15 protein-coding genes are annotated in these 14949 nt (G+C 73.5%); 10 read left to right on the top strand and 5 right to left on the bottom strand.

The window, feature by feature from the left end; translation table 11 throughout:
* Positions 1-193: 193 nt before the first annotated feature.
* Complete coding sequence (locus ACGFXC_RS28160) at positions 194-859, top strand: GntR family transcriptional regulator (RefSeq protein WP_393717350.1); 666 nt, start codon at positions 194-196, stop codon at positions 857-859.
* 223 nt (positions 860-1082) lie between these two features.
* Here ACGFXC_RS28160 and ACGFXC_RS28155 read toward each other — a convergent pair whose 3' ends face one another.
* On the bottom strand, positions 1083-1364 hold the full coding sequence (locus ACGFXC_RS28155; RefSeq protein ID WP_361773359.1) for an HPr family phosphocarrier protein: 282 nt from the start codon (positions 1362-1364) through the stop codon (positions 1083-1085).
* Positions 1365-1574: 210 nt separating this feature from the next.
* Here ACGFXC_RS28155 and ACGFXC_RS28150 point away from each other — a divergent pair, with 210 nt between their 5' ends.
* From ACGFXC_RS28150 to ACGFXC_RS28130, 5 genes are all read left to right on the top strand, one after another.
* Entirely contained in the window at positions 1575-4394 is a 2820-nt protein-coding gene (locus ACGFXC_RS28150) for a GNAT family N-acetyltransferase (RefSeq protein ID WP_393717348.1), read from the top strand.
* 47 nt (positions 4395-4441) lie between these two features.
* Positions 4442-5038 carry a DUF5998 family protein gene (locus ACGFXC_RS28145; protein ID WP_393717346.1) on the top strand — a complete coding sequence of 199 codons (597 nt, stop codon included), beginning with the start codon at positions 4442-4444 and terminating at the stop codon, positions 5036-5038.
* Positions 5038-6243, top strand: coding sequence for an alkaline phosphatase family protein (locus ACGFXC_RS28140; RefSeq protein WP_393717344.1), 1206 nt, complete (start codon positions 5038-5040; stop codon positions 6241-6243). Before ACGFXC_RS28145 ends, ACGFXC_RS28140 begins: the two co-directional genes overlap by 1 nt.
* Before the next feature lie 54 nt (positions 6244-6297).
* Positions 6298-6948 carry a thymidine kinase gene (locus tag ACGFXC_RS28135; protein ID WP_393717343.1) on the top strand — a complete coding sequence of 217 codons (651 nt, stop codon included), beginning with the start codon at positions 6298-6300 and terminating at the stop codon, positions 6946-6948.
* 79 nt (positions 6949-7027) lie between these two features.
* Entirely contained in the window at positions 7028-8257 is a 1230-nt protein-coding gene (locus tag ACGFXC_RS28130; RefSeq protein ID WP_393717341.1) for a hypothetical protein, read from the top strand.
* Positions 8258-8285: 28 nt separating this feature from the next.
* Here the strand turns inward: ACGFXC_RS28130 and ACGFXC_RS28125 are convergent, their stop codons facing one another.
* Positions 8286-8915: a hypothetical protein gene (locus ACGFXC_RS28125; RefSeq protein ID WP_393717340.1), complete on the bottom strand. Its 630-nt coding sequence runs from the start codon at positions 8913-8915 to the stop codon at positions 8286-8288.
* A 365-nt stretch (positions 8916-9280) separates the two neighbouring features.
* On the opposite strand from ACGFXC_RS28125, the gene ACGFXC_RS28120 reads away from it, so the two are divergent.
* A complete protein-coding gene (locus ACGFXC_RS28120; protein ID WP_393717338.1) occupies positions 9281-9487 on the top strand; it encodes a hypothetical protein in 207 nt (68 codons plus the stop codon).
* A 4-nt stretch (positions 9488-9491) separates the two neighbouring features.
* Here the strand turns inward: ACGFXC_RS28120 and ACGFXC_RS28115 are convergent, their stop codons facing one another.
* Complete coding sequence (locus tag ACGFXC_RS28115; protein WP_393717336.1) at positions 9492-9932, bottom strand: nuclear transport factor 2 family protein; 441 nt, start codon at positions 9930-9932, stop codon at positions 9492-9494.
* A 95-nt stretch (positions 9933-10027) separates the two neighbouring features.
* Between ACGFXC_RS28115 and ACGFXC_RS28110 the strand changes: the two genes are divergently transcribed.
* Both ACGFXC_RS28110 and ACGFXC_RS28105 read left to right on the top strand, forming a co-directional pair.
* Entirely contained in the window at positions 10028-10597 is a 570-nt protein-coding gene (locus tag ACGFXC_RS28110) for a PadR family transcriptional regulator (protein ID WP_393717334.1), read from the top strand.
* A complete protein-coding gene (locus tag ACGFXC_RS28105; RefSeq protein ID WP_393717332.1) occupies positions 10584-11375 on the top strand; it encodes an SGNH/GDSL hydrolase family protein in 792 nt (263 codons plus the stop codon). Before ACGFXC_RS28110 ends, ACGFXC_RS28105 begins: the two co-directional genes overlap by 14 nt.
* Before the next feature lie 58 nt (positions 11376-11433).
* Here ACGFXC_RS28105 and ACGFXC_RS28100 read toward each other — a convergent pair whose 3' ends face one another.
* Complete coding sequence (locus tag ACGFXC_RS28100; RefSeq protein ID WP_393717330.1) at positions 11434-12225, bottom strand: VOC family protein; 792 nt, start codon at positions 12223-12225, stop codon at positions 11434-11436.
* A gap of 176 nt (positions 12226-12401) precedes the next feature.
* On the opposite strand from ACGFXC_RS28100, the gene ACGFXC_RS28095 reads away from it, so the two are divergent.
* Complete coding sequence (locus tag ACGFXC_RS28095; RefSeq protein WP_393717328.1) at positions 12402-13235, top strand: sulfurtransferase; 834 nt, start codon at positions 12402-12404, stop codon at positions 13233-13235.
* Between the two features lie 71 nt (positions 13236-13306).
* Here the strand turns inward: ACGFXC_RS28095 and sepH are convergent, their stop codons facing one another.
* Positions 13307-14353, bottom strand: a complete 1047-nt coding sequence (gene sepH / locus ACGFXC_RS28090) for a septation protein SepH (RefSeq protein WP_393717326.1) — start codon at positions 14351-14353, stop codon at positions 13307-13309.
* Between the last annotated feature and the right edge of the window lie 596 nt (positions 14354-14949).

The following is a 14949-nucleotide window of genomic DNA, read 5'->3' as shown; positions in this document are numbered from 1 at the left end:
GCTCCCAGAGCCGGGGCCTTCCGCGTTTTTCCCCTTTCCTGCCTTTCCCTGCCTTCCCCCGTCCTCTCCCGCCCACGGCGAAATGTTTAGGATATCGGGCCGTCATCGGAAGTTATCGTGTGCTGCAATAGAGTCGCAGTACGGTCCCGAATCGGCGAAGGCGCCGGGCGGGCAATCCAGCGGAGGTCCGGCTTTGCGTATTCCGGCGCACGCGGTGTGCACAGCGATCCGCGACGACATCGTCTCCGGCTTCTACGGTCCGGGCGGCCGGCTGACGGAGGAGGTGCTCGCCCGGCGCTACGGCGTCTCGCGCGTCCCCGTGCGCGAGGCGCTGCGCACCCTGGAATCCGAGGGCTTCGTCACCACGCGGCGGCACGCCGGCGCCTGGGTGGCCGAGCCGACCGCGCAGGAGGCCGCCGATCTGCTGGAGCTGCGCTCGCTGCTCGAACCGCTGGCCGCCTCCCGGGCCGCCCGGCGGCGCACCGAGGCCCACCTCAAGGTGCTGCGCGGATTGGTCAGGCTGGGCCAGGAACGGGCCCGCAAGGGCCAGGGGGAGGATCTGCGGGCCCTGGGGGGCTGGTTCCACGAGACGCTCGCCCAGGCGTCCGGCAGCCCCGGACTGATCGCCCTGCTGGTCCAGACCCGGCGCAAGCTCGCCTGGATGTACGTGGTGGGGGCGCCGGTACGGCCGGCGGACTCCTGGGCGGAGCACGGCGCGATCGTGGACGCGGTGGCGCGCGGGGACGCGGAACGGGCCGCGGCGCTGACCGCCCTGCACGCGCAGCGGGCCGCCGTCGTGCACCGGCCGAGGGTGAGGACTCCGCAACCTGCCGTCAACACGGCGGGTGGCCGCCATTAACAAGGGGCTCGTATAAAGGGGGCGACTGCCAAAAAGGGGCGTGCGGCTCTGATATCGCGAAGGCCGCGGTATTTCCGCATGCCGGGAATTCGTGCCCGTGCCCGGAATTCCGTTCCGTGGGCAGTGAGCCGTGATCCGTAAGACAGGCCTCCCCCGGGAAACGCGGAAGCCGCCGCCCCGGGGTGGGGGGACGGCGGCTTCCGGGGTTACCGGGCCCGAAGGGTCAGACGGTTTCCGGCAGCTCGTCGAGGCCCTCGGCGACCAGCTTCGCGAGGCGGTCCAGCGCGGCGTCCGCACCCTCGGCCTCGGAAGCGAGGACGATCTCCTCGCCGCCCTGGGCGCCCAGGCCCAGGACCGCCAGCATGGAAGCGGCGTTGACGGGGTCGCCGCCCGCCTTCGCGATGGTCACCGGGACGCCGGAAGCGGTCGTCGCCCGGACGAAGATCGAGGCGGGACGAGCGTGCAGGCCCTCGGCCCAGCCGACGTTGACGCGGCGCTCTGCCATGGTGATGCCCTTCAGGTTCTTACGGTTGTCTAGACCAGTCTCTCACGGCGTCCGGACTGCTCGGACCGACCTTCGGCCCCATTCCACCGCCGTTCGACCCTCCCCAGCTTGCACTGGTTTGCCCCTGCCCGCCGCATCCGCCGCGCGCACCGCGTACAGCCCGTCCGCCGTGCCCCGCCGCGGGGGCGCGCCGCCCCTTAAGGTGGCCCCATGACCACCGAGTCGGACCCCTCGTACCCGGCCCACTGGGAAGCGGACGTCGTGCTGCGCGACGGCGGCACGGCCCGGATCCGCCCCATCACGACCGCGGACGCGGGCCGCCTGGTCAGCTTCTACGAACAGGTCTCGGACGAGTCGAAGTACTACCGGTTCTTCGCCCCCTACCCCCGGCTCTCCGACCGCGACGTGCGCCGCTTCACCCACCACGACTACGTCGACCGGGTCGGCCTCGCCGCGACCATCGGCGGCGAGTTCATCGGCACCGTCCGCTTCGACCGCATCGGCCCCGACGGCCGGCCCGCTCCGGTGCCCGCCGACGAGGCCGAGGTGGCCTTCCTCGTCCAGGACGCCCACCAGGGGCGGGGCGTCGCCTCCGCCCTCCTCGAACACATCGGCGCGGTCGCCCGGGAGCGCGGCATCCGCCGGTTCGCCGCCGAGGTGCTGCCCGCCAACACCAAGATGATCAAGGTGTTCACGGACGTCGGCTACCAGCAGAAGCGCAGCTTCGAGGAGGGGTCCGTCCACCTCACCCTCGACCTCGAACCCACCGCCGAGTCCCTCGCCGTCCAGCGCGCCCGCGAACAGCGCGCCGAGGCCCGCTCCGTCCAGCGGCTGCTCGCCCCCGGCTCCGTCGCGGTGATCGGCGTCAGCCGTTCCGGCTCCGGCGTCGGCGCCGCCGCTCTGCGCAACCTGCGCGACGGCGGCTTCCACGGCCACCTCTACGCCGTCAACGCCGCCCGCGACCCCGGCATCGGCGGGGACCTGCTCGACGGGGTGCGGGCCTACCGCACCGTCGCCGACATCGGCGCCCCCGTCGACCTCGCCGTCATCGCCGTCCCCGCCGACCGGGTCCCCGAGGCGGTCGCCGCCTGCGGGGAGCACGGAGTCCAGGGGCTGGTGGTGCTGTCGGCCGGGTACGGCGAGAGCGGCCCCGCCGGACTGGCCCGCCAGCGCGAACTGGTCCGCCAGATCCGCTCCTACGGGATGCGGCTCATCGGCCCGAACGCCTTCGGGGTGATCAACACCGCCCCCGACGTGGAACTCAACGCCTCGCTCGCCCCCGCCCCCGCCCGGGGGCGGATCGGCCTGTTCACCCAGTCCGGCGCGATCGGGATCGCCCTGCTGTCCGGGCTGCTGCGGCGCGGCGAGGGCCTCTCCTCCTTCGTGTCCGCCGGGAACCGGGCCGACGTCTCGGGCAACGACATCCTCCAGTACTGGTACGACGACGAGGCCACCGATGTGGCCCTGCTCTACCTGGAAACCCTCGGCAACCCGCGCAAGTTCACCCGGCTCGCCCGCCGCACCGCCGCCGTCAAGCCGGTCGTCGTCGCCCGCGGAGGCCGGCACACCCCCGCCGGACACGTGGTCCCCGGGACCCGGCTGCCCGACGCCACCGTCTCCGAGCTGCTGCGCCAGGCCGGCGTCATCCGCGTCGACACCGTCACCCAGCTGGTCGACGTCGGCCTGCTGCTGGCCGGACAGCCGGTCCCGGCCGGACCGCGGGTGGCCATCCTCGGCAACTCCGAGTCCCTCGGCGTGCTCACGTACGACGCCTGCCTCGGCGAGGGCCTGCGCCCGCGGCCCCCGCTCGATCTGACCACGGCCGCCACCCCGGCGGACTTCCGGGCCGCCCTGTCCACGGCACTGGCCTCCGACGACTGCGACGCCGTCGTCGTCACCGCCATCCCCTGGGTGAGCGAGCACGCGCTGGCCGACGACCTCGCGGAGGCCCTGCGGGAGGCGGCCGCCGAGGTCCCCGGAAAGCCCGTCGCGGTGGTGCACGTGGAGCTCGGCGCCCTGGCCGAGGCGCTGTCCGCCGTACGGGCCGCCCCGCCGGCCCCGCCCGCACCACCCGCCCCGCCCCTCCCCACCGGGCCGGGCCCCGGGGCCCCGTCGGCCCCCGTACCGGCCGGCTCCGGGACCGACCCGCGCCGGCCCGGCCGGCGGATCCCCGCCTACCCCGCCGCCGAGCGGGCGGTGAAGGCCCTCGCCGAAGCCGTCCGCTACGGCCAGTGGCGCCGGGCCAACGCCGAGGCCGGCCAGGTCCCCGAGTACGAGGACATCGACGAGACCGGCGCCGCCGCCCAGCTCGCCACCCTGCTGTCCGGGGTCCCCGAGGGCACCGCCCTGACCCTCGACGAGGCCGACGCCCGCGAGCTCCTGGCCCGCTACGGGATCCCGGTCCGGACCGTCCTGCCCGCCCCCGGCCCCGACGCAGCCGTCCGCGCGGCCCGGATCCTCGGGTTCCCCGTCGCCCTCAAGACCACCGCCCCCCACCTGCGCCACCGCGCCGACCTGGGCGGCGTACGCCTCGACCTGACCACCGAGGCCGAGCTGCGGCGCTCGTACGAGGAGCTGACCGAGGCCCTCGGCAAACCCGCCGAGCTGCTCCCCGTGGTCCAGGCGATGGCACCGCGCGGGGTGGACACCGTCGTGCGGGCCGTCGTCGACCCGGCCGCGGGCACCGTCCTGTCCTTCGGACTCGCCGGAGTCGCCTCCGAGCTGCTCGGCGACACCGCGCACGGCCTGGTCCCCGCCACCGACCGGGACGCGGCCTCGCTGATCCGCTCCATCCGGGCCGCGCCCCTCCTCTTCGGCTGGCGCGGCAGCGACCCGGTGGACACCCGGGCCCTGGAGGAGCTGCTGCTCAGGCTGTCCCGGCTCGTCGACGACCACCCCGAGGTGGCGGGCGTCAGCCTGGAGCCGGTCGTCGTCGCCACGGACGGCCTCTCCGTGCTCAGCGCCACCGTCCGCGTGGGCCACCCGCCCGCCCGCACGGACCTCGGCCCGCGCACCCTGCCCAGCTACTGAGCGCCGGGCAGGTAGGGGGACCCCGTACGGGCCTTAGGATGGACCCCATGGCGAAATCCGGTACGACGACCCAGGGGCTGCGCGCGGCGATCGAGCGCAGCGGCTACTACCCGGCCCTCGTGGCCGAGGCGGTTGAGGCCGCCGTCGGCGGCGAGCCGATCTCGTCGTACCTGGTGCACCAGGAGACCACCTTCGACTCGAACGAGGTGCGCCGGCACGTCACCGTCCTGGTGCTGACCGGCAACCGCTTCATCGTCAGCCACACCGACGAGCAGGCCGCCGACGCCGGGTCCCCGTCCCCGTACGCGACCACCTCGACCGAGTCGGTCAAGCTCGCCAGCATCTCCTCGGTGGTGCTCAGCCGCGTCGTGGCCAATCCGGAGTCGTACACGCCCGGCCAGCTGCCCCGCGAGGTCGTCCTGACCATCGGCTGGGGCGCGGTCTCGCGCATCGACCTGGAGCCCGCCGCCTGCGGCGACACGAACTGCGACGCCGACCACGGCTACACCGGCAACTCCACCGCCGACGACCTGAGCCTGCGGGTCAGCGAGGCCGGCGACGGACCGGAGACGGTCCGCCAGACCCTGGTCTTCGCCCAGGCGCTCTCGGAAGCCACGGCGGCGACCGCCACCCCCGCCCGCTGATGTCGTACTCCGCGCCGCCGAACTGGCAGGACGAACCGGAACTGCTCGACCTCGCCGGCGCCCCGGTCCCGCACTACGGGACCGGCTCGCTCGCCGACCTGCTGCCCACCCTGGCCGCCGGACAGGGCGTGCCCGGCCTCACCGCCGGGATCGCCGAGCTGACCCCGGCCGACCGGAACTGCGTGTTCCTGGTCGACGGCATGGGCTGGGAGCAGATCAAGGCCCACCCCGCCGAGGCCCCGTACCTCACCTCCCTCCTCGCGGGCTCGCGCGGCGGCACCGGCCGGCCGATCACCGCCGGCTTCCCGGCGACCACCGCCACCTCGCTGGCCTCCGTCGGCACCGGCCTGCCCCCGGCCCGGCACGGCCTGCCCGGCTACGCGGTGCGCAACCCGGCCTCCGGCGAGCTGATGAACCAGCTCCGCTGGCAGCCGTGGACCCCGCCGAAGCCCTGGCAGCCCTACCCCACCGTGTTCCAGCTCGCCGACGCGGCCGGGGTGCACACCGCCCAGGTCTCCGCGCCGGCCTTCCAGAGCACCCCGCTCACCAAGATCGCCCTCAGCGGCGGCACCTTCCACGGCCGGATGACCGGCGAGGAGCGGATGGACCTCGCGGCGATCCAGCTCGCCGCCGGTGAGCGCTCGCTCGTCTACACGTACTACAGCGAGCTCGACGGGGCCGGACACCGGCACGGCGTGGACTCCGACGCCTGGCGCGGCCAGCTCATGCACGTGGACCGCCTGGTCCAGCGCCTCGTCGAACAGCTCCCGCCGCGCACCGCGCTGTACGTCACCGCGGACCACGGCATGGTCGACGTCCCCTTCGACGAGGACGCGCGCATCGACTTCGACGACGACTGGGAGCTGGGCGCGGGCGTGGCCCTGCTCGGCGGCGAGGGCCGGGCCCGGCACGTGTACGCGGTACCGGGCGCCGAGGCCGACGTGCTCACCGTCTGGCGCGAGGTCCTCGGCGACCGCTTCTGGGTCGCGGGCCGCGAAGAGGCCCTGGAACTGGGCTGGTTCGGGGCTCCGGGGGAGTGCGACGAGCGGGTCTTCGGCCGGATCGGCGACGTGATCGCCGCCGCCCAGGCGGACGTCGCGATCACCGCGTCCCGCAACGAGCCCAACGAGTCGGCGCTCGTCGGCATGCACGGCTCCATGACGCCGGCCGAACAGCTGGTCCCGCTCCTCGAAGTCCGCACCTGACCGTCCCCGCCCCACCCCCCCTGCCGCCCCGACCTGAAAGGTCCCGTACTTCCCATGCCCGAGCTGGTGTTCTTCTCCGGAACGATGGACTGCGGAAAGAGCACCCTCGCTCTCCAGATCGGACACAACCGCTCGGCCCGCGGTCTGCAGGGCGTGATCTTCACCCGTGACGACCGCGCGGGCGAGGGCAAGCTGTCCTCCCGCCTGGGTCTGGTGACCGAGGCGGTCGAGGCGGGCGAGGGCATGGACCTGTACGCGTACCTCGTCGCCCACCTCTCCAAGGGCGCCAGGGCGGACTACGTGATCGTGGACGAGGCCCAGTTCCTCGCCCCGGACCAGATCGACCAGCTGGCCCGCATCGTGGACGACCTCGGCATGGACGTCTTCGCCTTCGGCATCACGACGGACTTCCGCACCAAGCTGTTCCCCGGTTCGCAGCGGCTGATCGAGCTGGCGGACCGGATCGAACAGCTCCAGGTGGAGGCCCTGTGCTGGTGCGGCGCCCGCGCCACCCACAACGCCCGGACGATAGACGGCGAGATGGTGGTCGAGGGCGCCCAGGTCGTGGTCGGTGACGTCAACCGCCCGGCGGGGGAGATCGGCTACGAGGTCCTCTGCCGCCGCCACCACCGCAAGCGCACGACGAGCGCCGCCGCCCACGCCGCCGCCCTCTCCCCGGACGTCCTCCCCGTCAACCCCGCCTGAAGGCCGTCCCCGAGGGCACCTTGCTGCCTGGGGAGGTACCGCTCGGTGGCGCACCGGGGCCGTGATGCATGATCGGGCCATGACTCTCGGACCTCCGCCCGCATGGGGTGTTCAGTACTCGGCGTACCTGCCCTCCGAGGATGTGGCCAGGGCGGTCGCAGATGAGCTGGCCGAGCTGGGGCACCGCCTGATCGCGGTCCGAATCCACGATCACTTCCGCTTCGACCCAGCCAACTTCCGGTACGGAAAACCGTCGACGGATCCCGAGCTGGAGGGTTGGTGGCAGGTGTTCTCTCTCGCCGTCCACACCGGTCACGACCGTCTCGCCCTGGAGCCCTTCCTGAGGAGCGAACGGACTCGTATCGCGGATATGGCCCGGTTGCACGGTGGCTTCACGCAGGGGGGAGCCGAGGGACACGCTGCCACTCTGGAAGAGGCCTTCACCCGTGCCGGCCTGCTGCACGAACTGCCCACCGCCGAGGTGATGCTGCCCGACCCGTTGCCGGTGGACCCCCAACCGCCCGCCTCGGGAGCGCAGTGGGCGTGCTCCGGGGCCGGCGAGCCCGGCGAGGTGGTCCGGGCCGTGGTGGCAGTCGCCGAGCGGATGTACGGGAGTGCCGAAGACATCCCGGATGTGGCGGCTTGGCTGCTCGACGAGGAGTTCGCCCTTGGGGAGCCCTACGAGTCCACGGGTGAATTCCTGGGAGACCTGGCGGACATCGTGGCCCACCAGGGCACCTGCACCGACGTCACGGTCGAGGCGGTTCCCTTTCTGGCCGCCTTGGTCCGCGACGGTGGTGTCCCGACGGGGACACGGCTGATCCTGTTGGGTGACCTGCTGCGTCTCTCTGTCACCGGCCGCGCGACCGCTGCCTCCTTGTCCGACCGAATCGCTGCTCTCGGCAGCGTCTGGGCAGAACCTGCCGCGGACCACATGACACGTCGAGCCATCAGTCGTGAAATGCCTGGCTTGTCGGCGAACTGGGACGGGGAGAGCGACGCCGTACGGTTCGTCCTGGCCGCCTTGGCCGCCGCTGTGAGCTCTGACGGCGAGGCTCCCGTCACAAGGCGGCAGCTGGCAGCTCTCCCCGCCCCGGCCGGCACATCCCGCGCCTACGTCATGGCGCTCGTGGAAGCACTCCTCCTGGGTGGCGGATCCGGCTTGCAGGCCGCACTGGATCGCCTGGCCGTCTGGAACCCGGACGTCGCGGAACGGTCCCGAAGCCCCCATGCGGCCCCGCGAGACCTCGCGATGTCCGTTCTGCCGGACCTCCTGATGGCGGACGTCGGCCCAGCCGCTTACCGCTGATGACGGCGAGGACAGCCGGCGCGGAGAGCTAGGGACAGGACTCCTCGGTCTTGGCGACGGTGAAGGACAACGGCTGGCCGGTGAGTGCGGCGCCGGCCTTCGGATCCTGCGTGCAGACCTTCCAGTTCGACTCCTGGAGGACCATGCGGCTCTGCACCGCGTCCTTCACGGTGATGCTCGCATTGGCCGGGAGCGCGGAGCGGACGGCCTTCATGCCCTGGCTGACGAAGTCCGGCATCACGTCGCCCGCGGGCTTCGGGGCGGGCGCATCCGTGGCAGGGCAGCTTTCTTCGAGCTTGACGGCGCCGAAGTCCACTGCGGTCTTGGTGTCGATGCCCGCACCCGGTCCGGGGGTCTGGCTGCACACCTTCCAGTTCCGGTCGAGCGCCTGGAGCCGCTCGCGACCCAGGGCGTCGTGTGATGTGAGGACGAAGAAGCCCGCGCCTTGCGCTTCGTCCTGGGCGGTCTGGAGTCCCTTGCCTACGAGGTTGGGCAGAGTTGCCGTTTTGGCGGAGGGGGCGGGAGTGGACGCGGCGGGGGTCGCGGCGGGGGCGCCGGACGCGGACGGCTTCCCGTTGTCGGTGACTTGGGGATCGCACGCGGTGAGGGCGAAGGCGCCCGCGGCAGCCAGGAGGGTGATGGTGTGGTGAGTGCGCATCGCGCCATGGTGCCGGGGTTCAGGCGGCTGTGTGTGCCCTGTGACCGGTCTGTGACGCGTCCGAGTTCACATTCGGCGTGCTGCTTGACCTGAGGAAACGTCTCGCCCCCGTGCTGTGTGGATCCGCAGATCGGGCGGGCCCGGACCGGCCCGGACCGCCATCGGCTTCCTGGCCGCCGGCAGGCCGCTCTACGCCCACCCGCTGCGCGGGGCGGCCGGCTCCGTCGTCCAGGGCAAGCTGCCGGACGTACGGGTCAGCGCCGGTCTGCCGATGGTGCTCGTGTCGGTCGCGCGGGGGGCCGGGCAGCCGGGTCCGGCCTTCTGCCGGGCCCGGCTGCGCGGCCCGCTCACCGCGCCGGGCTTCCGTGCTGCCGCCGCTGCTCGCGCCGGTGCTGGTGTGGGCCATGGGCGCGCTCCAGGTCTTCGACGGCCCGCCCGTGGCCGCCCCCTGGACGGTGCGGCTGCTCTTCCCGGCCGGGCCGCCGCTCTCGGTGACCGCGCTGTCGGTGTGGGAGCTGCGCCGGCTGCGGGTGCGCTACGGGATCACCGTGCGCGGAGCGCTCGGCCGGTAGCCGCTCAGGCGGCCGGGCCGGGATCCGGCGCGGGCGCCAGGCCGTCCGCCACCAGCCCCGCCAGGACCGCCCGGCCCAGGGTCTGGACGGCCGACTGGGGCCGGACCATCACCGTGAACTCCTTGATCCGGCCCGCTCCGTCGAACTGGAGCAGATCGATGCCGTGGATCTGCTTGCCGTCCACCTCGGCCCGGAACGGCAGGACCACCGAGGGGGCCTCCTCGCCGTCCGCGCTGGTCTCGGCCGCGCCGTCCAGCCGGCCCAGGTAGCGCAGGTCCTCGAACACCCGCAGGAGCACGCCGAAGAGGCCCAGCACCATCGGCCTGCCCTCGAAGGGAACGAACTTCACCGGGCTGTAGAGGCGCACGTCCTCGGTGAACAGGTCCTCCAGCGCGCTGAGATCGCGCTTCTCCACGGCGGCGCGGAAGCGTTCGGCAGTCTCCATGACCCCTCCTCGTAACGGTATTACTCAACAATATGACTACTCATTTTTTTGAGTATGATGCCGGTGTCGACGACGGAAGGGAAGGGGCTGCTGCGATGGCCTTGAGACACGCGGTGCTGGCCGCGCTGCTGGACGGCGAGTACAGCGGTTACCAGCTGGCGAAGGCGTTCGACGTGGGCGTGGCGAACTTCTGGCACGCCCTGCCCCAGCAGCTGTACGCCGAGCTCGCCAAGCTGGAGAAGGACGGGCTGGTCGAGGGCCGCCAGGTGATCCAGGAGAGCCGGCCGAACAAGCGCCTCTTCCGGGTCACCGACGCGGGCCGCGCCGAGCTGGAGGAGTTCGCCGCCGCCCCGTCGAAGCCCTCCTTCATCCGCGACGACCTGCTGGTCAAGGTCCAGAGCGCCGACCGCGTCGCCACCGCCGCCGTGATCGAGCAGCTCGAAGAGCGCGCGGCCGCCGCGGCGGCCAAGATCGAGCTGCTCACGGGACTGCTGCGGCGCATGCGCGGGGACGTGGAGGAGACGGAGTTCCTGGTCCGGGGCGAGCGCATCGGCGCCTACCTGACCGGCCTGCGAGGGCTGGCCTTCGAACGGGAACACCGGGACTGGTGCCTGCGGATCGCCGCCGTCCTCAAGGAGAGGGAGAGCGCTCGTGCCGGACGGTGAACCCCTGCGGTACGTCGCCCTCGGCGACAGCCAGACCGAGGGACTCGGGGACGGCGACGACACCGTCGGCCTGCGCGGCTTCGCCGACCGGCTCGCCGCCCGCCTCGCGGTCGTCCACCCCGGCCTGCTCTACGCCAACCTCGCCGTGCGCGGCCGGCTCGCCGGCCAGGTCCGCGCCGGGCAGCTGGCCCCCGCGCTCGCCCTGCGCCCCGACGTGGCCACCGTCGTCGCCGGGGTCAACGACGTGCTCCGGCCACGGTTCGACGCCGCCGCCACGGCCGCGCACCTGGAGGAGATGTTCGCCGCGCTCACGGCCGGCGGAACCCGGGTCGCGACGGTGACCTTCCCCGACGTGGCCGAGGTGGCGCCGCTGGCCAAGCCGCTGCGCCCGCGCGTGCTCGACCTCAACGACCGCATCCGCGAAGCCGCCGCGCGCCACGGGGTCGCCGTGGCCGAAACCGGTCTGGTGCCGGCCGCCACCGACCCCCGGATGTGGAGCACGGACCGGCTGCACGCCAGCCCCCTCGGCCACGCCCGGATCGCCGCCGCCCTCGCCGAGGCCCTCGCCCTGCCCGGCAGCGACGACACCTGGACGCACCCGCTGCCGCCCCGGCCGCCGCGCGGGGCGCTGAGCGCCGCCGCGGCCGAACTGGGCTGGGCCGCCGGGTTCCTCGGACCGTGGCTCGGCCGCCGCCTGCGCGGCCGGTCCTCCGGCGACGGCCGCACCGCGAAGCGCCCCGGGCCGCTGCCCCTCGAACCGGCCCCGGACCCGGCGTAGGCCGGCCGCGCCCCCGGGCCGCGCCCCCGGGGCCCGGCCCGGGCCCCGGGGCCCCGGCTCAGGAGCCGGCCGTCGTACGGACCAAGGCGAAGACGGCGCCCTCCGGGTCCGCCACCACGCCGACCCGCCCCCGCACGCCGTCCCGCGGCGGCCCCACGACCCGGCCGCCCAGCCCGGCCACCCGCTCGGCCGCCGCGTCGGGATCCGCCACCTCGAAGTACGTCATCCAGTGCGGCCCCCGGTCGTGCGGCAGCGACCGGCCGATGCCGTGCACCGCGGCGACCGGGCGGCCGTCCAGGCGAAGCGTCAGGTAGTCGAAGTCGCCCGACGGGTCGGGGTGCTGCTCCCCCTCGTGCCCGAAGACGTGCTGGTAGAACTTGCCGACCGTCGACGTGTCCTGGGTGACCAGCTCGTTCCACACCGGCGCGCCGGGCACCCCGTGCAGCCGGGTCCCCGGATGCGCCCCGGCCTGCCAGATCCCGAAGATCGCGCCCAGCGGGTCGGAGCAGATCGCCATCCGGCCCGCCGCACCGGCGTCCAGCGGACCCACCGCGACCGTCCCGCCGCAGCAGCGGACCGCCTCCGCCGTCGCGTCCGCGTCGTCGGTGGCGAAGTACGTGGTCCACGCCACCGGAAGGTGACGGTCCGGCGGCATCTCGCCGATCCCCGCCACCTCCTGGCCGTCGAGGAAGGCCCGGACGTAGGGGCCGAGCTGGTGCGGGCCGGGCTCGTACTCCCAGCCGAAGAGGTCCGCGTAGAAGTCCTCGGTGTTCCCGAGCCCGTGCACCATCAGGCTCACCCAGCACGGTGTGCCGGGCGGGCGCTGCGAGGCCCCCGCTGCCGCCGTCATCTCAGCCGTCTCCTGCCGTCGTGTCCCTTTGCCCGCTGATGCTTCCACTCCGCGACACCCGGCGCGCCCCGACCGGGCCGGGCGGGCGGGGCACGGAACAGAGATGACCGAATCACTGTGGCCCGCCGATGTCCGGCTTGTCACACGGGTGCCCGGCGGGGGAGGAAGATGGGCCCATGACTGCGATCCTGTCCTCCCGCGAACTGATGAACGAGATGGCCGGTTCCCGGCCGCCCGTGCTCCTGGACGTCCGCTGGCAGCTGGGCGGCCCCGACCAGCGCCCCGCGTACGAGGCCGGGCACCTGCCCGGTGCGGTGTACGTCGATCTCGACCGCGAACTGGCAGGTCCGCCCGGGTCGGGCGGCCGTCACCCGCTGCCGGACCCGGAGGCCTTCGGTGCGGTCATGCGCCGCGCCGGGGTCCGCTCGGACACGCCGGTGGTCGTGTACGACGGCGGCCAGGGCTGGGCGGCCGCACGCGCCTGGTGGCTGCTGGGCTGGACGGGTCACTCGGACGTGCGGGTTCTCGACGGCGGGCTGACCGCCTGGACGGCGGCGGGCGGCGCGGTGACGGCCGACGCGCCGGCGCCGTCGGAGGGCGATTTCAAGCCAAACCCTGGCGCGCTGGGGCTGCTGGAAGCGGACGGGGCCGCCGCGCTGGCCCGCAGCGGACTGCTCCTGGACGCCCGGGCGGGCGAGCGCTATCGCGGTGAGGTGGAACCCATCGATCCGGTGGGCGGGCACATCCCGGGCGCGGTGTCGGCCCCGACCACGGAGAACGTCGGCGCGGACGGCCTGCTGCGGCCGGCCGCCGAACTGCGCGCCAGGTTCGCCGCGCTGGGCGCCGCCGAGGGCACCGAGGTGGGCGTGTACTGCGGTTCGGGGGTCTCCGGGGCGCACGAGGTGCTGGCCCTGGCGGTGGCGGGCTTCGACTCCGCCCTCTACGCGGGCAGCTGGTCGCAGTGGTCCGCCGACCCGGAGCGCCCGGTGGCCACCGGCCCGAACCCGTAACGACGGCGCGCGCCGCGGTGGCGCCCCGCCCGGGGCGCCACCGCGACGCGCGGATCCTCTCGCTACGCCTGTTACTCCTGCTTCTTGCGCCGGGTGCCGAAGACGATCTCGTCCCAGCTGGGCACCGCCGCGCGGCGCCCGGGCCGGACCCCGTCGGCCTCGGCCTGCCGGTCCGTCGTTCCGGTGAGCCGGTCGCGGTGCCCCGCCACCGTGCGCGGCATCAGTACGTCCGCGTACGCCGAACCGGCGCCGGCCGACGCCGCGGCGGCCGGAGGCTCCTCGCTCTCGGGCTCCTCGGCGGGGAGTTCGGGACGCTCGGTCCGGTCCGGGACCACCAGGTCGCCCCGGAAGCTCGGAACCGCCTCCAGCAGGCTGGTCAGCGTGTCCCGTTCCTCTTCGGGTTCCGGTACGGGCGCGGGCCTGGCGTCGGGCCGCTCCAGCTGCCGGTCCATCTGACGGTCCAGGGCCCGGTCCAGCGGCCGGTCCCGGGGCAGCCGGGCGATCCTCGGCACGAACGGGAAGCTCGGCTCCGGGGTCGACGGCAGGTCGTCCGACTCGCCGATCAGGGAGCGCGCCTCGTCGTCCACGGCGACGACCAGCCGGCGCGGCGGGTCGTAGGTCCAGCTGGCCGAGTGCGGTTCGGTGGCCACCCGGTAGACCAGCAGGACCTCCCAGGTGCCGTCGTCGCGGCGCCAGGAGTCCCACTGGACGGAGTCCTTGTCGGCCCCGCGCAGGGTGAGGCGTTCCTGTACGGCCTCGCCGAGCTGCGGTCCGGTGTTCTCGCCGGGGCGGCGTACGGGGGTCTTGCGGGCCCGCTCCGCCATGAAGGCGCGCTCGGCCAGGACGGGACCCTCGAAGCGGCGGACCCGGTCGACCGGGATGCCGGCGAGCTGAGCGACCTCCTCCGCGGAGGCACCGGCCCGTATGCGGGCCTGGATGTCGCGGGGGCGGAGGTGGCTCTCCACCTCGATCTCGATCTGGTTCAGGCGTGCGCGGTCATTGCGCACGGCAGCCCGCAGCCGCTCGTCGATCGGAAGCGTGTACTCCGTGCTGTCCGCAGCCTTGAGCACCAGTCGTGTTCCGTCATTCGAGACGGCCACGACACGCAGTTCGGGCATGGGGACCTCCCGGGTGGTGCCTGCCGACGTCACGTGCGTCGCTGCTTCCGCTAGTCGAGTGTGGCCTGCCCGGGTGCAGCCTGCCACAACCTTGCCGTGTTAAACCGGCGTGTCGGGCAAGCGCCCTTGATCGACGTTATGGCACGGTTACCTGCTGGGCACGCACAGTGACCGGTTGGTTACTGTGCGCAGCAGGAGTCCGTGCGATACCGCGGCATCACCGGTCTTGAGCGCCGTTTTTCCATCAGTCGGCCCCCTCTCCCGGGTCCGGACATCCGTAAGGAAGGACGGCCCCAGGGCTCGTCACAGTACTCCATTCGGGCCACCTGGGTGGACCGCCGCGCCGCCGAAGTTGTCCCGGACGGCGGGAGTTGGGCTGCCCGAAATCGGGTCGGCGACCGGGCCCACCTGCGAGGCCATCCGTTTTCGGGTGTCTTGCTTCACAGAATCCCCAGAAACGGAACTATCCCTTTCGCTCAGCTGTCAGTAACGGCAGGAAGAGGAGAAGCGCGAGAGGCAGGACACACCGGGGATGGCGATGGGTCAGAAGGCGGCAGGGACAACCGAACCGGAGGGGAGCGGGCGCGGCACGCTCG

The sequence above is a fragment of the Streptomyces sp. NPDC048507 genome (assembly GCF_043199995.1).
Classification (GTDB): Bacteria; Actinomycetota; Actinomycetes; order Streptomycetales; family Streptomycetaceae; genus Streptomyces.
This window is presented reverse-complemented; position numbering and strand designations above follow the sequence as displayed.